This window comes from Pseudomonas sp. ANT_J12 (genome assembly GCF_008370045.1).
Taxonomy (GTDB): Bacteria; Pseudomonadota; Gammaproteobacteria; order Pseudomonadales; family Pseudomonadaceae; genus Aquipseudomonas.
Genome location: NZ_VOBN01000038.1, coordinates 1 through 22,321 on the forward strand (window position 1 = coordinate 1; position 22,321 = coordinate 22,321).

Here is a 22,321-nt window from a genome sequence, read left to right on the forward strand (position 1 = left end):
CTCCGGTCCTGCTCCGTGGGCCCGCCGCCATCGGCCATCCATGGCCGGGGGCGGCTAACCCGGCATCCATGCCGGGTTGCCCACTGCGCAGAACCTCCACTCGGCCTCTCGAGGGGGCGTGCATCGCACCGCGAGGCGGCCTGATAGCCGGCCTGGTTCGGGCGCGTGCGTTCTGCTGATCCATTTTCAGCGTGGGCACGATCCCTGTAGGAGCGAGGCTTGCCCGCGAAGACGGCCTGATAGCCGACCTTATTGTCGGTGGGGCGCGTTTTCCTGTTGGATGCGGTTTGCTGGCGAGATGAGTGGTTGTAGGAACGGTCTGAAATTGCGGTTCGGGGTTCTCAGTCCTGCGAGCATCTGCCTATAGTTTCGCCCGTTGCTGCCAGTGCGGTGACCGATCTTAGCCGGTCGAATTACAGATGATATCTCTCGACCGTTAACGGAGTTTTGACCCCATGGCTAAGTACCACCCGCTCCAAGGCAATTTCAGCGTCGGCCCGACGCTGTACATCGACACCGAAGCCAAAGTCACTGACCTCCTCGAAACCGCCACCCACCGAATCAAAGCTGCCCGCAATCTGCTCAACAGCGTCACCTGCCTGTGCGTCAAAGACGCTGAAGGTCACGATCTGGAGCATTTTGCCAATGCTGCGCATATGTTGATTCAGGATGGCTGTGACGCCTTGGATGCGTTGGGTTGGAAGCTGGAAAAAGCAGTGCTTTGAAAACCAGAAAGCCGCGAGATGATCGCGGCTTTTTAGTGTTTGCTGGAAACGGCTGATCATTTTCATGGCATCACGAAAATGATCATGGCTACTTAGTAACTAGTTTCCGGCAAACTCGCGATGATCGAGCGATAGCTGTTCATCCGTTGCTGCTGCACACGCCCATCTTCCAACGCTTTGAGTAACGCACACCCCGGTTCACGATCATGTTTGCAATCGCGGAAGCGGCAGGTGCCGATCAAGTCGTTGAACTCGATGAACCCGGCTTCGACGTCGGCGCGGCTGACGTGGCCCAGACCGAATTCACGGATGCCCGGGGAGTCGATCAGTTCACCGCCGCCGGGGAAGTGGAACAACCGCGCGGTGGTGGTGGTGTGGGTGCCCTGGCCGGAGAGTTCGGACAGCGGGCCGACGCGGGTTTCGACTTCCGGCAGCAGGCTGTTGACCAGCGAGGACTTGCCGACGCCGGACTGGCCGACGAAGACGCTGATGCGTCCGTCCAGTTGTTCCTGCAATTGCTCCATGCCGTTGCCGTGGTGGGCCGACACTTCGAGCACCGGGTAGCCGAGCGTGCGGTAGACCGCCAGCAAGGCGTTCAGGGCCGGGGCGTTCTGTTCGTCGATCAGGTCGAATTTGTTGAGCAGCAGCAGCGGACGAATCCCGGCGTGCTCAGCAGCGACCAGATAGCGGTCGATCAGGTTGGCGTGGGGCTCGGGCAGCGGGGCGAAGACGATGACGATCATGTCGACGTTGGCCGCTACGGGTTTGAGCTGGCCACGGCTGTCCGGGCGGCAGAGCTCGGTTTTACGCGGCAGTTGCGCCACGATTACACCGATGCCCTGGTTGCCGGCACGCCAGACCACCTGATCGCCGGTCACCAGCGCGGGCAGGTTGGCGCGCAAGTGGCAACGGAACACTTCGCCGGCCAGCTCGCCTTCAAGCGCTTCGACTTCGACCTGCACACCGAAGTGCGCGATCACCAGGCCCGTCTGTTCCGGACCCAGGTCGCCGCCCTCAAGTGCCTCGACAGCCGAGGACTCGCGTTTGGCGGCGCGGGCAGCGCGTTCGCCCTGAATTTTTTCGATGCGCCAGTTTTGACGACGATTGAGTTGGCGTTTGGCCATGGGTGTTCCGTATCAAGAATGCAGCGATTAGGTAAAACGGCCGCGAGTTTAGCACGCCCGGCCACTTGCCTAGGCTAAACTGCGCAGCATTGCCTAGGAGCCGACACATGCAAAACCCGCAGAATCTGATCTGGATCGACCTGGAAATGACCGGTTTGAACCCTGATACCGACGTCATCATCGAGATGGCGACCATTGTCACCGACAGTGACCTGAACACCCTGGCCGAAGGCCCGGTGATCGCGATCCATCACAGCGACGCGATCCTGGCTGGCATGGACGAGTGGAATACCCGTCAACACGGCGGCTCGGGCCTGACCCAGCGCGTGCGCGACAGCCGCATCAGCATGGCCGAAGCCGAGGCCGAAACCATCGCCTTCCTGGAAAAATGGGTGCCGAAGGGCAAGTCGCCGATCTGTGGCAACAGCATCTGCCAGGACCGTCGCTTCCTTTATACGCACATGAAAGCGTTGGAAAGCTACTTCCACTACCGCAACCTCGACGTGTCGACCCTCAAAGAACTGGCTGCACGCTGGGCGCCGGACGTGCGCGACAGCTTCCAGAAGGGCAGCACGCACCTGGCGCTGGACGATATCCGCGAGTCGATTGCTGAGTTGCAGCATTACCGTAAGCATTTCATCAAGTTCTGATCCTGCGGTGCCTTTGTGGCTAGGGGGCTTGCCCCCGTTCGGCTGCGAAGCAGTCGTAACACCTGAGAATGCGGTGTGACTGGCGGAATGCAGGGGAGTGCTTCGCACTCCAACGGGGCCAAGCGCCCTCGCCACAGGTCCCAGTGGTTTCTGTTGCCCCCTTTTGGTGCCGCGACTAAATGGCTAGACTGCGCGCCTTCCTGCCAGGACCGCCACCATGTTGCTGATGCTCTATCTGATTGCCATCACCGCCGAAGCCATGACCGGCGCGCTGTCTGCCGGCCGTCGGGGCATGGACTGGTTTGGTGTGGTACTGATCGCCTGCGTCACGGCGTTGGGCGGCGGTTCGGTGCGTGACGTGCTGCTCGGCCACTACCCCCTGACCTGGGTCAAGCACCCGGAATACCTGATCCTGACCTCGGTCGCCGCGATGTTCACGGTGTTCGCCGCGCGCTGGATGCGGCACCTGCGCTCGCTGTTCCTGGTGCTCGATGCCGTGGGTCTGGTGGCGTTCACCCTGATCGGCTGCATGACTGCGCTGGAAATGGGCCACGGCATGTTGGTGGCCTCGGTCAGCGGTGTGATCACCGGGGTATTCGGCGGCATCCTCCGAGATATCTTCTGCAACGACATCCCGCTGATCTTCCGTCGCGAGCTCTACGCCAGCGTCTCGTTCGCGGCCGCGTGGTGCTACATGCTCTGCATCTATCTGGAATTACCGGGGGAGCAGGCGATCCTGATCACCTTGTTCGGCGGTTTTTTGCTGCGGTTGCTGGCGATCCGGTTTCATTGGGAAATGCCGAAGTTCGTCTACAACGACGAAGCCTGATTTACACAGGGTCCCTTTAGGAGCTGCCGAAGGCTGCTCCTACGCTAGACCGTGTTGTTTCAACGCCCACTCCACATGTTCGCGCACCAACTCTGACGGATATTCCCGGCGCGCCTTCAACGCCTCCAACACCGGAATACTCGACGGCGCATTACCCAACCCCACCGCCAGATTGCGCAACCAGCGCTCATAACCGGCGCGGCGTAACGGTGAACCTTCGGTACTGCTGAGAAACTTATCTTCGTCCCACATGAACAGCTCGGCCAATTGCGCATTGTCCAGATTGTGCCGTGGCTTGAAGTCGCTTTCCCCGGACGGACGGGCGAAGCGGTTCCACGGGCAGACGATCTGGCAATCATCACAGCCGAACACCCGATTGCCGATCAGCGGTCGCAAGTCTTCCGGGATCGCGCTTTTCAGTTCGATGGTCAGGTAGGAAATGCAGCGCCGGGCGTCCAGTACGTAAGGGCCGACGAAAGCGTTGGTCGGGCAAATGTCCAGGCAGGCGGTGCAGCGGCCGCAATGTTCAGTTGAGTGGGGCGGGTCTTCCGGCAGCGGCAAGTCGACAAACAGTTCGCTGAGGAAGAAGTAACTGCCGGCCTTGCGATTCAAGACCAGGGTGTTTTTGCCGATCCATCCCAGGCCAGCCTTCTCGGCGATGGCTTTTTCCAGCACCGGGGCGCTGTCGACGAAGGCGCGGAAACCGAAGGGGCCGATCTCGGCCTGAATTTTATCCGCCAGTTGTTGCACACGTTTACGGATCAATTTGTGGTAATCGCGGCCCAAGGCATAACGCGATACGTAGGCTTTTTCCGGTTGGGCGAGTAATTGCGCCATTTGCGTGTCGCCGGGCAGGTAGTCCATGCGCAGCGACACTACACGCAAAGTGCCGGGCACCAGTTCTTCCGGGTGCGAGCGTTTGCTGCCGTGGGCGCCCATGTAGTCCATTTCGCCGTGGTAGCCGGCTGCGAGCCAGCGCTCCAGGTGCTGCTCATGCTCGGCGAGGTCCAGGCCGCTGATGCCGACTTGCTGGAAGCCCAGCTCGCGGCCCCAGTCCTTGATGGATTGGGCGAGGGCGGGCAGGTCTGTAGTAATAGCGGGCATGAGACGAGAGAAACCGGAGCTGAGGTGCGTATAATTCTGCCAGACATCGGAGCCCGAAGACGCATGCCGCACACTAAAGATGATTTACCCGACGCGCTGTACAGCGCCGCGCAAGTGCGAGGGCTCGATGCGAGCCTGATCGCGGCCGGGACGCCGGGCTTCGAATTGATGCAGCGGGCGGCGCGAGCGACGTGGCGGGCGTTGGTCCGTCAGTGGCCGACGGCCAACGAATTGACTGTGCTGGCGGGTCACGGCAATAACGCAGGCGACGGTTATCTGGTGGCGGTATTGGCCCAGCGTGCCGGATGGCAAGTGCGGGTGCTGGCGGTCGGTGAGCCCCAGCGATTGCAAGGTGATGCGGCGCGGGCTCATGCCGAGGCCTTGAGCGAGAGCGTATTCATCGAAGCCTGGACCGCCGACACCAAGTTGCGCGGCATCGTCCTCGATGCCTTGCTCGGCACCGGCCTGACGGGCGAGGTCCGTGAGCCCTACGCCAGCGCCATCGCCGCGATCAACGCCAGTGGCTTGCCGGTGGCGGCGGTGGATATCCCATCGGGACTGTGCGCCGATACCGGTCGCCTGCTCGGCGCGGCGGTTCGGGCGGATCTCACCGTGACGTTTATCGGTTTGAAGCTGGGCCTGTTCACTGGTGATGCGGCGGACGTGGTCGGTGAACTGGTGTTCAACGATTTACACGCCGATCCGCAAATTCTTGAGAGCGCCGCGATCAGCGCCCGTCGTTTAGGCGCTAATAACCTGCCGCTCCTGGCCCCTCGGGCACCAACCTCCCATAAAGGCAAGTTCGGTCATGTGCTGCTGATCGGCGGTGATCGCGGTTTTGGCGGCGCGATCCTGCTGAGTACGCAAAGTGCGCTTCGCAGTGGCGCGGGCATGGTGTCCGTGGCCACTCGCAGCGAACATGTGCCCGCTGCGTTGGCGAGAATCCCGGAGGCGATGGTGCTTGGCACCTCGTCATCCAATCAGCTGATGGGTTTGCTGGAAAAAGTATCTGTATTGGTGGTCGGCCCCGGTCTCGGTCAGGCCGGTTGGGGCCGCAGCCTGCTGTCCGCAGCGGCCAGCGCGCCGTTGCCGCAAGTCTGGGACGCCGATGCGCTGAACATGCTCGCCGAAGAACAGGTGAAACTGCCCATCGATTGCATCATCACCCCGCATCCGGGCGAAGCGGCGCGTTTGCTCGGCATCAGCACCGCACAAGTACAGGCCGACCGTCCCGCCGCCGCGCACGCATTGAGCAAAAAATACACAGCAGTAGTCATTCTGAAAGGCGCTGGCAGCCTGATCGCCAGTCCCGACGGGCGGTTGTCGGTGTGTCATCAGGGCCATCCGGCGATGGCTACGGCTGGGTTGGGCGATGTGCTGGCCGGTCTGGTCGGCGCCTTGCTCGCCCAAGGCATGAACGCTTTCGATGCCGCCTGCCTGGCGGTCTGGCTTCACGCCAATGCTGGCGCGCAACAAGGTAAATCGGGCCGTGGGCTGGCGGCCAGTGATCTGATCCCGGCCATTCGTCAGTTGTTGGAGGAGCAAGCACCGTGTCTGAAGTAACCCTGTACCTGGCTGATGAAGAGGCGATGACCGCATTCGGTGCTCGCATAGCAAAAACCACCCAAGGGCACGGTCTGATTTTTCTCGAGGGCGATCTGGGCGCGGGCAAAACCACGCTGTCCCGGGGCATCATCCGGGGCTTGGGGCATGTGGGCGCGGTAAAAAGTCCGACCTTCACCCTGGTCGAGCCCTACGAGATTGGCGACATCCGTGCCTTCCATTTCGACCTGTATCGACTGGTCGATCCGGAGGAACTGGAATACCTCGGCATCCGCGATTACTTCGATGACGATGCCATGTGTCTGATTGAATGGCCCCAGAAGGGTGCAGGCTTTTTGCCAAAGCCCGACCTGACCATTACCATTAGCCCGCAAGACAGCGGGCGTTCGCTGAAAATTTTATCCCAGGGCTCGCGTGGCGAGTCGTGGTGTGCCGCTTTGGCATTGGAAACCAATTAAATGATGGGGTCAGGTATGCGCTTTCGCGCGATGGTAGCTGCCGTAGGATTGTTGTTTTTGGCGGTGACCGTCGACGCTGTGGCCGAAACGAAGGTCAACAGCGTTCGCCTGTGGCGAGCTCCGGATAACACACGACTGGTGTTCGACCTCTCGGGGCCGGTACAACACAGCGTTTTCACCCTGACTTCGCCGGATCGGCTGGTCATCGACATCAACGGCGCGACCCTCGGTGCGCCGCTCAAAGTCAACGCCTCCAACAGCCCGATTACCGCCATGCGTTCGGCCCAGCGCACGCCGACCGACTTGCGGGTGGTCATCGACCTGAAAAAAGCCGTCACGCCGAAAAGCTTCACCCTGGCGCCGAACGCCCAGTACGGCAATCGTCTGGTGGTCGACCTGTTTGATAGCGCCGAAGCCGCTGCCCCGATTCCGCCGCCGCCGACCAACGTCGCGACTGTGGCCCCGGTGCCAGTGACCCCGATCGATCCGCCGGTGAAACTGCCGCCGGCTCCGGCGGGCAAACGCGACATTATTGTGGTGATCGATGCCGGCCACGGCGGCGAAGACCCGGGCGCTTCGGGCTCGCGCGGTCAGCATGAGAAAGACGTGGTGTTGGCCATCGCCCGTGAGTTGCAGCGCCAGGTCAACGGCATGAAAGGCTTCCGCGCCGAACTGACCCGCACCGGCGACTACTTCATCCCGTTGCGTGGCCGTACCGAAATCGCCCGCAAGAAAGGCGCCGACCTGTTCGTCTCGATCCACGCCGACGCCGCGCCGTCTTCGGCGGCCTTCGGTGCCTCGGTGTTTGCCCTGTCGGATCGCGGCGCCACGTCGGAAACGGCCCGTTGGCTGGCCGACAGCGAAAACCGTTCCGACTTGATCGGTGGTGCCGGCAGCGTCAGCCTCGACGATAAGGACCGCATGCTGGCCGGCGTACTGCTCGATTTGTCGATGACGGCGTCCCTGACGTCCAGTCTGAACGTTGGTCAAAAAGTCTTGAGCAACATCAGCCGCGTCACGCCGTTGCACAAACAACGGGTGGAGCAGGCCGGGTTCATGGTGCTGAAATCGCCGGACATCCCATCGATCCTGGTGGAAACCGGCTTCATCTCCAATGCTAACGAAGCGAACAAGTTGTCCGGGGCGAGCCATCAGCAGGCCCTCGCGCGTTCCATCAGCGCCGGTGTTCGCCAGTTCTTCCAGCAGAATCCACCACCGGGCACCTACATCGCCTGGCTGCGTGATTCCGGCAAGATCGCCCAAGGCCCACGCGACCATCGCGTCAGCCCCGGCGAAACCCTGGCGATGATCGCCGTGCGTTACCAGGTGTCCCCAGCGACCCTGCGCAGCGCCAACAACCTGAAAAGCGATGAGCTGAAGATCGGTCAGACTCTGACCATTCCCGGCACTGAACTGGCGGCCAAAGAATGAATCAGGCGCTGACCAATACCGCTCGCATCGAGCTGCTCAGCCCGCGACTGGCGAACCAGATTGCCGCCGGTGAGGTGGTTGAGCGCCCGGCTTCGGTGATCAAGGAGTTGCTGGAAAACAGCCTCGACTCCGGTGCCAAACGCATCGACGTCGATGTCGAGCAGGGCGGCGTCAAGTTGCTGCGAGTGCGCGACGACGGCAGCGGCATTTCCGCCGATGACCTGCCGCTGGCCCTGGCGCGACACGCCACCAGCAAAATTCGTAACCTTGAAGACCTCGAACAGGTGATGAGCCTCGGGTTTCGCGGCGAAGCGCTGGCGTCGATCAGCTCCGTGGCGCGACTGACCCTGACGTCTCGCACCAAAGATGCCGATCAAGCCTGGCAAGTCGAAACCGAAGGCCGGGACATGGCGCCGCGCGTGCAACCGGCGGCTCACCCGGTCGGTACTTCGGTGGAAGTGCGCGACCTGTTTTTCAATACCCCGGCCCGGCGCAAGTTTCTCAAGACCGAAAAAACCGAATTCGATCACCTGCAAGAAGTGATCAAGCGCCTGGCCCTGGCGCGTTTCGACGTGGCGTTCCATTTGCGCCACAACGGCAAGACCATCCTCAGCCTGCACGAAGCCCATGACGACGCGGCCCGCGCCCGGCGTGTGGCGGCGATTTGCGGCTCGGGGTTCCTGGAGCAGGCGCTGCCGATCGAAATCGAGCGCAATGGCCTGCATTTGTGGGGTTGGGTCGGCTTGCCGACGTTCAACCGCAGCCAGGCGGACTTGCAGTATTTCTTTGTGAACGGCCGTGCGGTGCGCGACAAACTGGTGGCCCACGCGGTGCGCCAGGCCTATCGCGACGTGCTGTTCAACGGCCGGCATCCGACCTTCGTGCTGTTTTTCGAAGTCGATCCGGCAGGCGTCGACGTCAACGTGCACCCGACCAAACACGAAGTGCGCTTCCGTGACGGGCGCATGGTTCACGATTTCCTCTACGGCACCTTGCACCGCGCCTTGGGCGATGTGCGGCCGGAAGATCATCTGGCGGCGCCGGTGGCGACGGCCATTGTTCGGCCTACCGGCATCGATGCCGGCGAGTTCGGTCCACAGGGCGAAATGCGCCTCGCGGCCAATGCTTTGCTGGAACAGCCTCAGGCGCAGCCGACCTTTAATACGGCGGCAGGCTCGGGCGCTGGCGCCGGTTATCAATATCAGTACACACCAAAACCTCAATCCGGCGTGCCGGTGGCTGAGGCTCAAGCGGCGTATCGCGAGTTTTTCGCGCCGTTGCCGGAAGCCAATGCGGTCGCGCTGCCCGCCGGGCAGGATGATATTCCGCCGTTGGGTTACGCACTGGCGCAGCTCAAGGGCATTTATATCCTGTCGGAAAACGCCCAGGGCCTGGTGCTGGTGGACATGCACGCCGCCCACGAGCGGATCATGTATGAACGCCTGAAAGTGGCCATGGCCAGCGAAGGCTTGAGCGGCCAACCGCTGTTGGTGCCGGAATCCCTGGCGGTGAGCCAGCGCGAAGCCGATTGCGCCGAAGAGAACGTCGCGTGGTTCCAGCGCCTGGGCTTTGAATTGCAGCGCCTGGGCCCGGAAACCCTGGCGATCCGGCAGATCCCGGCGTTGCTCAAGCAGGCCGAAGCCAATCGCTTGGTCAGCGACGTACTGGCCGACCTGATGGAATACGGCACCAGTGACCGGATCCAGGCGCACTTGAACGAACTGCTCGGCACCATGGCCTGCCACGGTGCGATCCGGGCCAATCGGCGCCTGGCGATACCCGAAATGAACGGTCTGCTGCGGGACATGGAAAACACCGAGCGCAGCGGTCAATGCAACCATGGCCGACCGACCTGGACCCAATTGGGCCTGGACGATCTGGACAAACTGTTCTTGCGCGGCCGTTGATGAGCCAGCTCCCTCCAGCGATTTTCCTGATGGGCCCGACCGCAGCGGGCAAGACCGACCTGGCCATCGAGCTGACAAAAGTCCTGCCGTGCGAGCTGATCAGTGTCGATTCGGCGCTGGTCTACCGAGGCATGGACATCGGCACTGCCAAGCCTTCCAAAGAAATTCTGGCCGAGTTCCCGCACCGGTTGATCGATATTCTCGACCCGGCCGAGAGCTATTCCGCCGCGGATTTCCGTCGTGATGCCCTTGAGGCGATGGCCGAGATCACTTCGCGGGGAAAAATTCCGCTGCTTGTAGGCGGCACGATGCTCTACTACAAGGCTTTGGTCGAAGGACTGGCGCAAATGCCGGCGGCCGATCCCGAGGTTCGCGCGCAAATCGAAGAAGAGGCTGAACGCCTTGGCTGGCAAGCCTTGCACGACCAATTGGCAGTGATTGACCCGGTTTCTGCGGCGCGCATTCACCCGAACGATCCCCAACGCCTCAGTCGAGCGCTGGAAGTTTATCGCGTGAGCGGTCAGAGCATGACCGAGCTGCGCCTCATACAATCTGCGCAAAGTACTGAAGCAGCCGCTTCGGGACTGCAACAATTGCCCTATACTGTCGCGAACTTGGCTATCGCCCCGGCAAATCGCCAGGTACTGCACGAGCGTATTAAACAAAGATTCACAAATATGTTGGAACAGGGATTCATCGACGAGGTCGTAGCCCTGCGTACGAGAAGTGACCTGCATTCAGGGTTGCCATCCATACGCGCTGTAGGGTACCGACAAGTCTGGGACTACCTGGATGGCAAGCTGACGCAAGCCGAGATGCAGGAGCGTGGGATCATTGCCACGCGCCAATTGGCAAAGCGCCAGTTCACCTGGCTGCGCAGTTGGGCTGATTTACATTGGTTGGACAGCCTGGATTGCGACAATCTGCCGCGCGCCTTGAAATACCTCGGGACCATCTCCATATTGAGCTGAGTCCTTGCAATTGCCGTCTATCCTTGGGGGTGTGACGGCCACAAGCCATCTGTTTACCTATTTTTTATATTGAATCCTTAAAGGAGTGCGGCACATGTCAAAAGGGCATTCGCTACAAGACCCTTACTTGAATACTTTACGTAAAGAGAAAGTTGGGGTGTCCATCTACCTGGTCAACGGGATCAAACTGCAAGGCACGATCGAGTCTTTCGACCAGTTCGTCATCCTGCTGAAAAACACCGTTAGCCAGATGGTTTACAAGCACGCTATCTCGACAGTGGTACCGGTTCGTCCAATTCGTCTGCCTAGCGCAACCGAATCGGAAGCGGGTGACGCTGAGCCAGGTAACGCCTGATAGGAGTCTCCTTTGTTCTTTGAGCGCCACGGTGGTGGTGAACGAGTGATCCTCGTTCACTTGGATGGACAGGACCCTGAGGCGCGCGAAGATCCGCAGGAGTTTCAGGAATTGGCTAATTCGGCTGGCGCCGAGACCGTTGCGTTTTTTAACGTGCCGCGTCATCGGCCAACTGCCAAATTCCTGATTGGCAGCGGCAAGGTCGAGGAACTGCGCGACCTGGTCCATGCCAAAGAGGCCGATCTGGTCATCTTCAATCACATCCTCACGCCCAGTCAGGAACGTAACCTCGAACGTGTTTTCGAGTGTCGCGTGATCGACCGTACCGGTCTGATTCTCGATATTTTTGCCCAGCGCGCCCGTACCCATGAAGGCAAGCTCCAGGTCGAACTGGCCCAGCTTGACCACATGAGCACACGGCTGGTTCGTGGCTGGACTCACCTTGAGCGTCAGGGTGGCGGTATCGGTATGCGTGGCCCGGGTGAAACCCAGTTGGAAACCGACCGCCGTCTGCTGCGGGTTCGCCTGCGACAGATCAAGGGTCGGCTGGAAAAAGTGCGCAGTCAGCGGGAACAGTCGCGACGCGGCCGCACGCGTGCGGATATTCCTACCGTGTCTCTGGTGGGGTATACCAACGCCGGCAAATCCACGCTCTTCAATAACGTGACGAAATCCGACGTGTACGCGGCTGACCAGTTGTTCGCCACGCTGGACCCGACCTTACGCCGTCTGGAACTCGACGACCTGGGGCCGATTGTCCTGGCCGACACGGTGGGTTTCATCCGCCACTTGCCGCACAAACTGGTCGAGGCATTTCGGTCTACGCTCGAAGAGTCGAGCAACTCGGACCTGCTGTTGCACGTGATCGATGCGGCCGAACCGGATCGCATGTTGCAGATCGAGCAGGTGATGGTGGTGCTGGGCGAGATTGGAGCCCAGGACTTGCCGATCCTTGAGGTCTATAACAAACTCGATTTGCTTGAAGGCGTTGAGCCACAAATCCAGCGTGATGAAAACGGCAAGCCCCAGCGGGTCTGGCTGTCGGCGCGTGATGGCAGTGGTCTGGAATTGCTTGAGCAAGCCATTGCCGAGTTGCTGGGCGGTGATTTGTTTGTTGGCACCTTGCGCTTACCGCAACGTTTTGCTCGACTGCGTGCGCAGTTTTTCGAACTCGGTGCGGTACAGAAAGAAGAACACGACGAAGAGGGCATCAGCCTGCTGGCCGTCCGCTTGCCTCGGGTCGAGTTGAATCGACTGGTGAGCCGCGAAGGCCTGCAACCGATGGACTTCCTCGAGCAACACACTTTGCAATAAAAGCCTGAGAAAGCGGTTGTGCCGTGGTGACAGGCATTCTGTAGCATTGGTCGGCGCGCCGTGGGTGCGTCTTTGCTTTATCAGATGGAGAGCGCTATGGCTTGGAATGAGCCGGGTGGCAACTCGAATAATCAGGATCCTTGGGGTGGCAAGCGCCGCAATAACGGCGACCGCAAGGGGCCACCGGATCTCGACGAGGCCTTCCGAAAGCTGCAGGAAAGCCTGAACGGGTTGTTCGGTGGTGGTAAAAAACGCGGTGATGACGGCGGTGGTTCGGGCAAGAGTGGCGGCTTCGGCGGCCTGCTCGGCATCGGCCTGGTCGTGCTCGCTGCCGTCTGGCTATACAGCGCGGTCTACGTGGTCGACGAGCAGGAGCAAGCCGTGGTGCTGCGCTTCGGCAAGTACTACGAAACCGTCGGCCCGGGCCTGAACATCTACTTCCCGCCGATCGACAAGAAGTACATGGAAAACGTCACGCGTGAGCGTTCGTACACCAAGCAAGGCCAGATGCTGACTGAAGACGAGAACATCGTCGAAGTGCCGCTGACCGTGCAGTACAAGATCAGCAACCTGCAGGACTTCGTGCTGAACGTCGACCAGCCGGAAATCAGCCTGCAGCAAGCGACCGACAGCGCCTTGCGCCACGTGGTGGGTTCCACCGCCATGGACCAGGTCCTGACCGAAGGTCGTGAGTTGATGGCCAGCGAAATCAAGGAACGTTTGCAGCGTTTCCTCGATACCTATCGCACCGGTATCACCGTCACCCAGGTCAACGTACAGAACGCAGCCGCACCGCGTGAAGTCCAGGAAGCCTTCGATGACGTGATCCGAGCCCGTGAAGACGAGCAGCGTTCGCGCAACCAGGCTGAAACCTACGCCAACGGCGTCGTGCCGGAAGCCCGTGGCCAGGCCCAGCGTATCCTTGAAGATGCCAACGGTTACCGCGACGAAACGGTCTCGCGCGCCAAGGGTGAGGCGGATCGCTTCACCAAGCTGGTCGCCGAGTACCGCAAGGCTCCTGAAGTTACCCGCGAGCGTCTGTACCTGGACACCATGCAAGAAGTCTTCACCAACACCAGCAAGGTTCTCGTGACCGGCAACAAGAATGGTCAGAGCAATCTGCTGTACTTGCCGCTGGACAAGATGATCGACAGTGGCCGCAGCACCAGCGCACCGGTAACGGGCGCGGCAGCCAGCAGCAATGAAGCGAATGCCCGTGCAGCCGCTGATCTGCAACAACAGCAAGCACGTACCAGGGAGAGTCGCTGATGAGCAATAAATCGCTGATCGCCCTTATTGTCTGCGTCGTCGTGGCGATCGCAGCCTGGAACTGCTTCTACATCGTGGGTCAGACCGAGCGTGCGGTAATGCTGCAATTCGGTCGTGTGGTCCAGACCGATGTTCAGCCGGGCCTGCATGTGAAGGTGCCTTACGTTAACCAGGTGCGCAAATTCGACGCACGCCTGATGACGCTGGATGCACCGACACAACGCTTCCTGACGCTGGAAAAGAAAGCCGTCATGGTCGATGCCTACGCCAAGTGGCGCGTGAAAGATGCCGAGCGCTTCTACACCGCGACCTCCGGTCTCAAGCAGATTGCCGATGAACGTCTGTCCCGTCGTCTGGAATCGGGCCTGCGTGACCAGTTTGGTAAGCGCACCCTGCACGAGGTGGTTTCCGGTGAACGTGACGCGCTGATGGCTGACATCACCGCTTCGCTTAACAAGATGGCGGAAAAAGAGCTGGGTATCGAGGTTGTCGATGTCCGGGTCAAGGCCATCGACCTGCCGAAAGAAGTAAACCGCAGCGTGTTCGAACGTATGAGCACCGAGCGTGAGCGTGAAGCTCGCGAGCACCGCGCCAAGGGTAACGAGCTGGCCGAAGGCATCCGTGCCGACGCCGATCGTCAACGCCGCGTGTTGCTGGCCGAAGCCTATCGTGAATCCGAAGAGGTTCGCGGTGACGGTGACGCCCAGGCGGCTTCGATCTACTCCAAGGCCTACGGCCAGGACCAGGAGTTCTACGCGTTCTACCGTAGCCTGCGTGCCTACCGTGAAAGCTTCGCGAACAAAACCGACGTCATGGTCCTGGACCCAGGCAGCGACTTCTTCCGTTACCTGGAAAAAGCCAAGCCTTGATACGGCGTTGACCTGAATCATCCCCCGCCTGGCGGCTAAAACCTCGGGCGGGGTGATCCTTTGGGAAAACGTGTGTATGATGCGGCAGCCGGGAAATTCCCGGCTTTTTTGCGTCTGCACGTTTGATTGTGGTTTTTTGCAGGCGCCCGAGTTGAATGACTCGACAGGTTTTTCGAGGAAAGTGGTTGGCGAAGCCGGTTTCAGGCTTTTCGCCACGTCGTTCATGCGCGTTGTTTGCACATGGGCCGATCATTTTCTGCTTCACTCAAGGCTCGCCCAACGGCTGGCCGCCCGGATCATAGGGGAATGGCGTAATGGCAACGGTAGACCGCTGGCTGCTGCCAGATGGCATCGAAGAAGTACTGCCACCAGAAGCGGCGCGCATTGAAGTCGCGCGTCGTCAGGTGTTGGATCTGTTCCAGAGCTGGGGTTACGAGTTTGTCGTGACTCCCCATATCGAGTACCTGGAATCCCTGCTGACCGGCGCGGGCCAGGACCTGGATCTGCGTACCTTCAAGGTCATCGACCCGCAATCGGGCCGGCAGATGGGTTTTCGTGCTGACATCACGCCGCAAGTGGCGCGCATCGATGCGCACACCCTGCGCCGCGAAGGTCCGAGCCGCCTGTGCTACGCCGGTAGCGTGCTGCATGCGCAGCCGCGGGCCTTGTCGTCGTCGCGCAGCCCGATCCAGTTGGGCGCCGAGTTGTACGGCGATGCCAGCCCGAGCAGCGACGTGGAAGTCATCAGCCTGATGCTGGCCATGCTGCAACTGGCCGATGTGCCGGATGTGCACATGGATCTCGGCCATGTCGGCATCTACCGTGGCCTCGCTCGCGCCGCCGGTTTGTCCGGTGAAACCGAGCAGCAATTGTTCGACGCATTGCAACGCAAGGCCATCGACGAGGTCATTACCTTGACCGAAGGCCTGCCCGCCGATCTGTCGGGCATGCTGCGGGCGTTGGTCGACCTGTGTGGCGGGCGTGAAGTATTGAGCGCTGCCCGTGAGCGCCTGGCCAATGCGCCGGCGCCGGTACTCGCTGCGCTGGAAGACTTGCTGGCCATCGCCGATCGTCTGTCCACGCGTTTCCCGGAGTTACCGCTTTACTTCGATCTGGGTGAATTGCGCGGCTACCACTACCACACCGGTGTGGTGTTCGCCGTGTTCGTGCCGGGTGTTGGCCAGTCCATTGCCCAGGGCGGTCGTTACGACGACATCGGCGCTGACTTCGGTCGTGCCCGTCCGGCAACCGGCTTCTCCACCGATTTGAAAACCCTGGTGACCCTGGGGCGTGCTGAGATCGAGCTACCGTCTGGCGGTATCTGGATGCCTGACAGTACGGATGCGGCACTCTGGCAGCAGGTTTGCCAGTTGCGCAGTGAGGGTCAGCGTGTCGTCCAGGCTTTGCCTGGGCAACCATTGGCCGCCGCCCGTGAAGCGGACTGCGACCGGCAATTGATTCAGCAGAACGGGCTTTGGCAAGTATTGCCGCTGGCTTCTTGAGTTTTCCTGCCGGCGGCTGCCGGCACCAAGTTTGCGCGAATGAGGACAAGTGTTATGGGTAAGAATGTCGTAGTCCTGGGCACCCAATGGGGTGATGAGGGCAAAGGCAAGATCGTTGATCTGCTGACCGAACATGCTGCCGCCGTAGTGCGCTACCAAGGTGGCCACAACGCGGGTCACACCCTGGTGATCGACGGCGAGAAAACCGTCTTGCACCTGATCCCGTCGGGCGTGCTGCGCGAAGGCGTGCAGTGCCTGATCGGCAACGGCGTGGTGGTTGCACCGGACGCTCTGCTGCGCGAGATCATCAAGCTGGAAGAGAAAGGCGTACCGGTGCGTGAGCGCCTGCGTATCAGCCCGTCCTGCCCGCTGATCCTGTCCTATCACGTCGCGCTGGACCAGGCGCGTGAAAAGGCCCGTGGCGAGCTGAAGATCGGCACCACCGGTCGCGGCATCGGCCCGGCTTACGAAGATAAAGTTGCCCGTCGCGGCCTGCGCATCGGTGACCTGTTCCACCGTGAGCGTTTCGCCGCCAAGCTGGGCGAGTTGCTGGATTACCACAACTTCGTCCTGGTCAATTACTACAAAGAGCCAGCGATCGACTTCCAGAAGACACTCGACGAGTGCATGGAATACGCCGAGCTGCTCAAGCCGATGATGCTCGACGTCACCGCCGAGCTGCACGAGCTGCGTCGCGCTGGCAAAGACATCATGTTCGAAGGCGCCCAAGGCTCCCTGCTGGACATCGACCACGGTACCTACCCGTACGTCACCAGCTCCAACACCACCGCGGGCGGCATCGCCACCGGTTCGGGTTTCGGTCCGATGTACCTGGATTACATCCTCGGCATCACCAAGGCCTACACCACTCGCGTCGGTTCGGGTCCGTTCCCGACTGAGCTGTTCGACGACGTTGGCGCGTTCCTGGCCAAGCGTGGCCACGAGTTCGGTGCTACCACCGGCCGTGCCCGTCGTTGCGGCTGGTTCGATGCCGTCATCCTGCGTCGCGCTATCGACGTCAACAGCATCTCGGGCCTGTGCCTGACCAAGCTGGACGTGCTGGACGGCCTGGAAACCATCAACATCTGTGTCGGCTACAAGAACCAGGATGGTGCAGTGATCGACGCACCGACCGACGCCGACAGCTACATCGGCCTCGAGCCCGTGTACGAAGAGATGCCAGGCTGGACCGAATCCACCGTCGGTGCCAAGACCCTGGAAGAGCTGCCGCAAGCCGCTCGCAACTACATCAAACGCGTTGAAGAGTTGGTCGGTGCGCCGATTGACATTATTTCGACGGGCCCGGACCGCAACGAAACCATCGTTTTGCGCCATCCGTTCGCTTAATAAGTCGTTGATGTAAAACGCAAAGGCCCCTCATTTGGGGCCTTTGTCGTATCTGCCTGTCGGACGGCACGACCTTTGCTGTGATGTTGATTAAAAGCATCGCTTCCAGTGCGCCATCAATTTAATGGCGCCAAGCAGAGGGATTTTAAGTGTCAGCCATTCTCTCACTGTTACAAAGCCGTCTTCTGCGGCCTGTGTTCGTTACCCTAGGTATCGCCCTTTTGGTGCAAGTGCTGGTTGCCGTCGCCCTGACTCGGAGCACGGTGACTGCACTGGAAGCCGATCTCGGTGTACGCCTGGGGGCTGACAGTCAAAAGCTCTCCGGTGAACTGGAGCAGGCGGGGCGTGAAGTCACGTCGAGCCTGGACAGCCTGTCGACCAACACCCGTCAACGGCTCACTGCCGGTTTGTCCTCGCGTCTGAAGGACGAGCAGGCGCAGTTGCGTGGGACATTGGAAAAAGACCTGAAGGACTCCGCCAATGACATGGCGCAGCTACTGGCTTCGGTCGCACCTCGCGCCATGTGGGACAGCGACGTTCCAACCCTGTCCGAATTCGCCCGCCGGGCCCAGCGCAATCCCAACGTGTTGTTCGTGATCTACGACGACGCCACTGGCCAGCACCTGACGCGTTATTTGAACCGTGAGAACCCGATCAACAAGGCGCTGCTGGAGAAAGGCCAGGGCGAGCGCGCTCTGGACAAAGTGCTGGATGCGGCGAAGAACGATCCATCGGTCTACTACCTCGAAGCTTCGATCAGCCCCAATGGTGTGGAAATCGGCAAAGTCTTGATGGGCGTCTCCACGGCGTCGGTGGAAGTCGACCTGGCGGCCCTCGACAAGCGCTTCTCGGCGCTGATCGCCAGCAGTGATCAACTGGTCGGCGACAGCCTCAAAGGCGCGGCGGCGGACAGCGCAGCAGCGATGGGCGCGCGTCTGAAGTCGGCGCAGTCCACGGCTTCGCAAATGCAGGCCAATACCACCAGCACCGTGCAGGAAGCGGCGGGCACCTTGCGCTGGCGCATCGGCATGGGCCTGGCGGTGGTGGGTTTCGGCGTATTGCTGTTGCTGGCCGTGGTGCTGGGGCGTCGTGTGGTCAATCGCCTGAAGCTGCTGATTGCGGCCATGGATGATCTGGCGGCGGGCGAGGGCGATCTGACCAAGCGTGTGCAGATCAACAGCAAGGACGAAATCGGCGACATGGCTTCGGCAGTCAATCGCTTTGTGGATAAGTTGCAGCCGATCGTGCGCGAAGCGGGCGACGTGGCTCAGCGTACTGGCGTGGAAATCGGCGCCATGACCTTGCGCAATGCCGGGGCCGATAAAGCGGCGGGCATGCAGCGTGATGAAGTCGCCGAGAGCCTGCGTGCGTTGTCGCAAATGGCCGATGAAGCGCAATCGGAAAGCCATGCGATGCAGGCCGCCTTGCAGCAAGTGGTGGATATCCGTTCGGCGACTGATGAGAACACCCGGACTTCGGCCAAGGTCGGCAGCCTGATCGAGGCGTTGGCCGGCCAGGTCGATACCGGCGCGAAAGTTATCGAGCGTCTGGCGCAGCAGAGTGAACAAATTGAAGTGGTGTTGACGGTGATTCACGGGATCGCCGAGCAAACCAACCTGCTGGCGCTGAACGCGGCCATCGAAGCGGCGCGGGCGGGCGAGACCGGTCGCGGGTTTGCCGTGGTGGCGGACGAAGTGCGGGCGCTGGCGAGCAAGACGCAAAGCTCTACCGGCGATATCCAGGCGCACATCGTTGCCTTGCAGCAAGGCGCGCGTGAGGCCGTTGCCGCGATTGGGCAGGCCGGGCGTCAGGCCAGTGAAGGTTTGCTGGTGTTGCGTGACAGCGCGCGGTTGCAGCAGTCGGTGCAGGCCTCGGTCGAGCAAGTGCATGCGGCAATCGGCCTGGCGACCCAGGCAGCGGCGCATCAGGCGCAAGGTGCGCAAGCGGTGCGGGGTCGGGTTGAGACGATTCATGCACAGGCGGAGAAAGCGGCTCAGGCGGTGGTGGAAACCACGGCCAGCGGCAAAGTGCTGGATGGGTTGGCGGCGCAGTTGAAGGCGAGCCTGGGGCAGTTCAGGGCTTAGGATTTGTATTGACGGGGCTGGCGCCTTCGCGGGCAAGCCTCGCTCCTACAGGGGATTGCGTGATCCTTGTAGGAGCGAGGCTTGCCCGCGAAGCTTTTCAACGGCTCAAATACATTCGAGTTGTTAACAGGTACACCGGCAACCCCGACACCAAAATCAACAACGCCGCATAAGGTGCCGCCGCCGCAAACTCCACGTTCGCGGTATGCGCCCACACTTCCGTCGCCAACGTATTCAGCCCGGTCGGGCTCAGTAGCAGCGTCGCCGTCAGTTCCTTCATCGCATCCAGAAACACCAGCGCAAACGCCGCGCCCAATGCGGGGAAGATGATCGGCAAGGTCACCCGGCAAAACGCGCTGAAAGACGACGCGCCCAGCGTGCGGGCCGCCTCTTCCAGTTGCGGTGCTGCCTTGTTCAGTGCCGTACGAATCGGCGCCTGGGCCAGCGGCAGAAACAGCAGCGCATAAGCGATCAGCAGCAACGTCGACGTCTGGTACAGCGCCGGCACGTAGTGCAGGGCGAAATACACCAGGGTCAGCGCAATCACCAGGCCGGGGAGCGCGTGCAGCAGATACGGCAAGCGCTCGGCCCAGATTGCCAATTGGCCTTTGTAGCGCACCACCAGCAAGCCCACAGGCACTGCCAGCACCAGGCACAACGCTGCGCCGCCCAGCGACAGCGCGAGCGACGACAGCAACGCTTCGCTGATCGCCGCCACCGGGAAGGCTGCTGACGAGCCGACTGCCAGCCAATACGCCAACATCCCCAGCGGAATGCCGCTGCCGATGATCGCCAGCGCCAGGCAGTAAACCTGTCCGGCGGCGGCCCACGGCCCTAATCGAACTTGTTCTGCATGTCGCGCGGCGCCTTGGCCGGTCCGCACATGTCGACCCTTGCCACGCACTCGCAGCTCCAGCCACAGCAGCACCAGGCACAGCGCCAGAAGCACCGCCGACAGCATCGCCGCATTGGCGTTGCTGAATTCCAGTTCGAACTGTTGATAGATCGCCGTGGTGAAGGTTTGCAGGCCGATGATCGACAGCGCGCCGAATTCCACCAGCATGTGCAGCGCAATCAGCAGTGAGCCGGCCAGCAAGGACGGCCAGAGTAGTGGCAGGGTGATGCGGAGAAACACGCCCCAACGATTCTGCCCCAGGGTGCGGGCGGATTCTTCCAGCGAGGGATCAAGATTGCGCAGGGTCGCCGCCACTGGCAGAAACACCAGCGGATACTTGGACAGGGTCATCACCAGAATCGCCCCGCCTAACCCTTCGAAGTGCGAGCTGAGGGACACCCAGGTAAAGCTGCTGACGAATGCCGGAACGGCAAACGGCAAGCACAGGATCACACCCCAGATTCGCCGGCCCTTCAGATTGCTGCGCTCCAGCAGCCAGGCCAGGGACAACCCGATCACCCCGCAAGCCAGCGTCACGCCAATCATCAGCGACAACGTGTTGCGCAGCAGGCCAAACACATACGGCCGCCAAAGCAAATGCAGCGCCTCGGCCCAGCCCGCCTGCCAGGTCTTGAGCCCGACATAGGCCAGCGGCAACAGGCTGAGCACCACCAGCAGCAACACCGGCAGCAGCAACCAGATCGGCGGCCGTTTACGCCGTGGCACGTAACGCCCGCGCGAGGCGGGGGCGGATAGCGATGCGCTCATCAGTTCAAGCCAACGTCACGTTCCAGGTCCAGGGCTTCTTCGGCGTTGCCGAGGTCGGCCGGGGTGACTTTCGGCGCTTGGAGTTCGCTGAACGGCTTGAGCCCGCGATCCGATTCCATGCCTTTGTGCAGCGGGTATTCGGCGGTGGTCTGGGTGATCACGCGCTGACCTTCTTCGCTGGCCATGTAGGCGAGCAATTGCTGGGCTTCTTTTGGATGCTTGCTGGATTTCAGCACGGCGGCGCTGGAAACGGTGATCAAGCCACCGACATCGCCGCCGGTGAAGTAATGCAGTTTCGAATCGAGCTGGCCTTTTTCGCGCTGCAAGGCGAACCAGTAGTAGTTGTTCACCAATACGGTGGCGACTTCGCCGTTTTCCACGGCTTTGAGCGCAACCATGTTGTTGCTGTAGATCTTGCCGAACGCGCGCAGGCCAGTCAGCCATTCTTCGGCAGCGTCCATACCGTGGGTCTTGATGATCGCCACGGCTTGTTCCTGGAAGGCGCCGCTGGTGGGTACGAAGCCGACCTTGCCTTGCCATTTTGGATCGGAGAATTCCATCACCGATTTGGGCAGGTCTTTTTCGTCGATCAGTTTCGGGTTGAAGGCGACCACGCGGACCCGGGCGGTGATGCCGATCCAGGTGCCATTGCCGGCGACATAGTCTTTTGGCAGGACAGCCAGGGTGGCGGCGTCGGTCTGGGCCAGCAGGCCTTGTTCGCCGAGTTTGTTCAGTGGCGGCGATTCTTCGGTGTAGATCACGTCGGCGGGGGAGCGGTCGCCTTCTTCGACGACCTGGCTGGCGAGCTGGTTGCTGCTGCCCTTGCGCACATTGACGTGAATCCCGGTCTTGGCTTCGAAGGCTTTGGCGACAGCGTCACCGACTTCCTTGTGTTGGCCGTTGTAGAGTGTCAGGGAAACCGGGTCGGCGGCTTGGGTGAGGGGAGTGGCGAGTGCCAGGCCGAGCAGGGTAAAGGTCAGATTACGGCGCAGGGTATTTCGAAACGTCATTCGCAGGGTTCCTCACTGTCGCATTGCAAAAACTTGCAACAATGATAAACGATATTGTTTCTCAAGTGCGCCTCCCAAAATCCGTATGCCTGACCTGTAGGAGCAAAGCTTGCTCGCGATGGCGATCTCAAGGGCGCCATCGCGAG

At 61.0% G+C, this 22,321-nt stretch carries 19 protein-coding genes; 15 read left to right on the forward strand and 4 right to left on the reverse strand.

Annotated elements, in window-relative coordinates; all coding sequences use genetic code 11:
* The first annotated feature begins 455 nt into the window (after positions 1–455).
* Positions 456–725, forward strand: coding sequence for a hypothetical protein (locus FQ192_RS33310; protein ID WP_149662210.1), 270 nt, complete (start codon positions 456–458; stop codon positions 723–725).
* A gap of 92 nt (positions 726–817) precedes the next feature.
* On the opposite strand, the gene rsgA is transcribed toward FQ192_RS33310, so the two are convergent.
* Positions 818–1,849, reverse strand: a complete 1,032-nt coding sequence (rsgA, locus tag FQ192_RS33315; protein WP_123402441.1) for a small ribosomal subunit biogenesis GTPase RsgA — start codon at positions 1,847–1,849, stop codon at positions 818–820.
* Positions 1,850–1,956: 107 nt separating this feature from the next.
* Between rsgA and orn the strand changes: the two genes are divergently transcribed.
* Positions 1,957–2,499, forward strand: coding sequence for an oligoribonuclease (orn, locus tag FQ192_RS33320; protein WP_123510830.1), 543 nt, complete (start codon positions 1,957–1,959; stop codon positions 2,497–2,499).
* A 217-nt stretch (positions 2,500–2,716) separates the two neighbouring features.
* The gene (locus tag FQ192_RS33325) at positions 2,717–3,328 is read left to right on the forward strand and encodes a trimeric intracellular cation channel family protein (RefSeq protein ID WP_133839442.1); all 612 of its coding nucleotides are present in this window, start codon (positions 2,717–2,719) and stop codon (positions 3,326–3,328) included.
* Between the two features lie 39 nt (positions 3,329–3,367).
* Here FQ192_RS33325 and queG read toward each other — a convergent pair whose 3' ends face one another.
* Positions 3,368–4,432 (reverse strand): tRNA epoxyqueuosine(34) reductase QueG, encoded by a 1,065-nt coding sequence (queG, locus tag FQ192_RS33330; RefSeq protein WP_149662211.1) that lies wholly within the window; start codon positions 4,430–4,432, stop codon positions 3,368–3,370.
* Positions 4,433–4,495: 63 nt separating this feature from the next.
* Between queG and FQ192_RS33335 the strand changes: the two genes are divergently transcribed.
* The 12 genes from FQ192_RS33335 to FQ192_RS33390 all read left to right on the forward strand — a co-directional run bounded on the left by FQ192_RS33335 (position 4,496) and on the right by FQ192_RS33390 (position 19,502).
* On the forward strand, positions 4,496–5,995 hold the full coding sequence (locus FQ192_RS33335) for an NAD(P)H-hydrate dehydratase (RefSeq protein ID WP_149662212.1): 1,500 nt from the start codon (positions 4,496–4,498) through the stop codon (positions 5,993–5,995).
* Positions 5,983–6,453, forward strand: a complete 471-nt coding sequence (gene tsaE, locus FQ192_RS33340; RefSeq protein WP_123402435.1) for a tRNA (adenosine(37)-N6)-threonylcarbamoyltransferase complex ATPase subunit type 1 TsaE — start codon at positions 5,983–5,985, stop codon at positions 6,451–6,453. Before FQ192_RS33335 ends, tsaE begins: the two co-directional genes overlap by 13 nt.
* Entirely contained in the window at positions 6,454–7,884 is a 1,431-nt protein-coding gene (locus tag FQ192_RS33345; RefSeq protein WP_149662213.1) for an N-acetylmuramoyl-L-alanine amidase, read from the forward strand.
* Complete coding sequence (mutL, locus tag FQ192_RS33350; RefSeq protein WP_149662214.1) at positions 7,881–9,791, forward strand: DNA mismatch repair endonuclease MutL; 1,911 nt, start codon at positions 7,881–7,883, stop codon at positions 9,789–9,791. Before FQ192_RS33345 ends, mutL begins: the two co-directional genes overlap by 4 nt.
* Positions 9,791–10,762, forward strand: coding sequence for a tRNA (adenosine(37)-N6)-dimethylallyltransferase MiaA (gene miaA, locus FQ192_RS33355; protein WP_149662215.1), 972 nt, complete (start codon positions 9,791–9,793; stop codon positions 10,760–10,762). The genes mutL and miaA overlap by 1 nt, the downstream gene beginning before the upstream one ends.
* Positions 10,763–10,856: 94 nt before the next feature.
* Positions 10,857–11,117 carry an RNA chaperone Hfq gene (gene hfq, locus FQ192_RS33360; RefSeq protein ID WP_007902656.1) on the forward strand — a complete coding sequence of 87 codons (261 nt, stop codon included), beginning with the start codon at positions 10,857–10,859 and terminating at the stop codon, positions 11,115–11,117.
* Positions 11,118–11,129: 12 nt separating this feature from the next.
* Positions 11,130–12,431 (forward strand): ribosome rescue GTPase HflX, encoded by a 1,302-nt coding sequence (gene hflX, locus FQ192_RS33365; RefSeq protein WP_149662216.1) that lies wholly within the window; start codon positions 11,130–11,132, stop codon positions 12,429–12,431.
* A gap of 96 nt (positions 12,432–12,527) precedes the next feature.
* Positions 12,528–13,700: an FtsH protease activity modulator HflK gene (gene hflK / locus FQ192_RS33370; RefSeq protein WP_054053363.1), complete on the forward strand. Its 1,173-nt coding sequence runs from the start codon at positions 12,528–12,530 to the stop codon at positions 13,698–13,700.
* Positions 13,700–14,569: a protease modulator HflC gene (gene hflC, locus FQ192_RS33375; protein ID WP_149662217.1), complete on the forward strand. Its 870-nt coding sequence runs from the start codon at positions 13,700–13,702 to the stop codon at positions 14,567–14,569. The genes hflK and hflC overlap by 1 nt, the downstream gene beginning before the upstream one ends.
* Before the next feature lie 314 nt (positions 14,570–14,883).
* Positions 14,884–16,071, forward strand: coding sequence for an ATP phosphoribosyltransferase regulatory subunit (locus FQ192_RS33380; protein ID WP_133839431.1), 1,188 nt, complete (start codon positions 14,884–14,886; stop codon positions 16,069–16,071).
* Positions 16,072–16,125: 54 nt separating this feature from the next.
* Positions 16,126–17,418, forward strand: coding sequence for an adenylosuccinate synthase (locus tag FQ192_RS33385; protein WP_010464193.1), 1,293 nt, complete (start codon positions 16,126–16,128; stop codon positions 17,416–17,418).
* A gap of 149 nt (positions 17,419–17,567) precedes the next feature.
* The gene (locus FQ192_RS33390) at positions 17,568–19,502 is read left to right on the forward strand and encodes a methyl-accepting chemotaxis protein (protein WP_149662218.1); all 1,935 of its coding nucleotides are present in this window, start codon (positions 17,568–17,570) and stop codon (positions 19,500–19,502) included.
* Positions 19,503–19,599: 97 nt separating this feature from the next.
* Here the strand turns inward: FQ192_RS33390 and FQ192_RS33395 are convergent, their stop codons facing one another.
* Together FQ192_RS33395 and FQ192_RS33400 are read right to left on the reverse strand one after the other, a co-directional pair.
* Positions 19,600–21,165 (reverse strand): iron ABC transporter permease, encoded by a 1,566-nt coding sequence (locus tag FQ192_RS33395; RefSeq protein WP_149662219.1) that lies wholly within the window; start codon positions 21,163–21,165, stop codon positions 19,600–19,602.
* Positions 21,165–22,175 carry an extracellular solute-binding protein gene (locus FQ192_RS33400; RefSeq protein ID WP_149662220.1) on the reverse strand — a complete coding sequence of 337 codons (1,011 nt, stop codon included), beginning with the start codon at positions 22,173–22,175 and terminating at the stop codon, positions 21,165–21,167. The genes FQ192_RS33395 and FQ192_RS33400 overlap by 1 nt, the downstream gene beginning before the upstream one ends.
* Positions 22,176–22,321 lie beyond the last annotated feature (146 nt).

What these genes read in the sequence shown, in the direction of transcription:
- FQ192_RS33310 (WP_149662210.1), top strand. Translation starts at nt 456, where the DNA reads ATGGCTAAGTACCACCCGCTCCAAGGCAATTTCAGCGTCGGCCCGACG.
- rsgA (WP_123402441.1), bottom strand. Translation starts at nt 1,849, where the DNA reads ATGGCCAAACGCCAACTCAATCGTCGTCAAAACTGGCGCATCGAAAAA.
- orn (WP_123510830.1), top strand. Translation starts at nt 1,957, where the DNA reads ATGCAAAACCCGCAGAATCTGATCTGGATCGACCTGGAAATGACCGGT.
- FQ192_RS33325 (WP_133839442.1), top strand. Translation starts at nt 2,717, where the DNA reads ATGTTGCTGATGCTCTATCTGATTGCCATCACCGCCGAAGCCATGACC.
- queG (WP_149662211.1), bottom strand. Translation starts at nt 4,432, where the DNA reads ATGCCCGCTATTACTACAGACCTGCCCGCCCTCGCCCAATCCATCAAG.
- FQ192_RS33335 (WP_149662212.1), top strand. Translation starts at nt 4,496, where the DNA reads ATGCCGCACACTAAAGATGATTTACCCGACGCGCTGTACAGCGCCGCG.
- FQ192_RS33345 (WP_149662213.1), top strand. Translation starts at nt 6,454, where the DNA reads ATGATGGGGTCAGGTATGCGCTTTCGCGCGATGGTAGCTGCCGTAGGA.
- mutL (WP_149662214.1), top strand. Translation starts at nt 7,881, where the DNA reads ATGAATCAGGCGCTGACCAATACCGCTCGCATCGAGCTGCTCAGCCCG.
- miaA (WP_149662215.1), top strand. Translation starts at nt 9,791, where the DNA reads ATGAGCCAGCTCCCTCCAGCGATTTTCCTGATGGGCCCGACCGCAGCG.
- hfq (WP_007902656.1), top strand. Translation starts at nt 10,857, where the DNA reads ATGTCAAAAGGGCATTCGCTACAAGACCCTTACTTGAATACTTTACGT.
- hflK (WP_054053363.1), top strand. Translation starts at nt 12,528, where the DNA reads ATGGCTTGGAATGAGCCGGGTGGCAACTCGAATAATCAGGATCCTTGG.
- hflC (WP_149662217.1), top strand. Translation starts at nt 13,700, where the DNA reads ATGAGCAATAAATCGCTGATCGCCCTTATTGTCTGCGTCGTCGTGGCG.
- FQ192_RS33380 (WP_133839431.1), top strand. Translation starts at nt 14,884, where the DNA reads ATGGCAACGGTAGACCGCTGGCTGCTGCCAGATGGCATCGAAGAAGTA.
- FQ192_RS33385 (WP_010464193.1), top strand. Translation starts at nt 16,126, where the DNA reads ATGGGTAAGAATGTCGTAGTCCTGGGCACCCAATGGGGTGATGAGGGC.
- FQ192_RS33395 (WP_149662219.1), bottom strand. Translation starts at nt 21,165, where the DNA reads ATGAGCGCATCGCTATCCGCCCCCGCCTCGCGCGGGCGTTACGTGCCA.
- FQ192_RS33400 (WP_149662220.1), bottom strand. Translation starts at nt 22,175, where the DNA reads ATGACGTTTCGAAATACCCTGCGCCGTAATCTGACCTTTACCCTGCTC.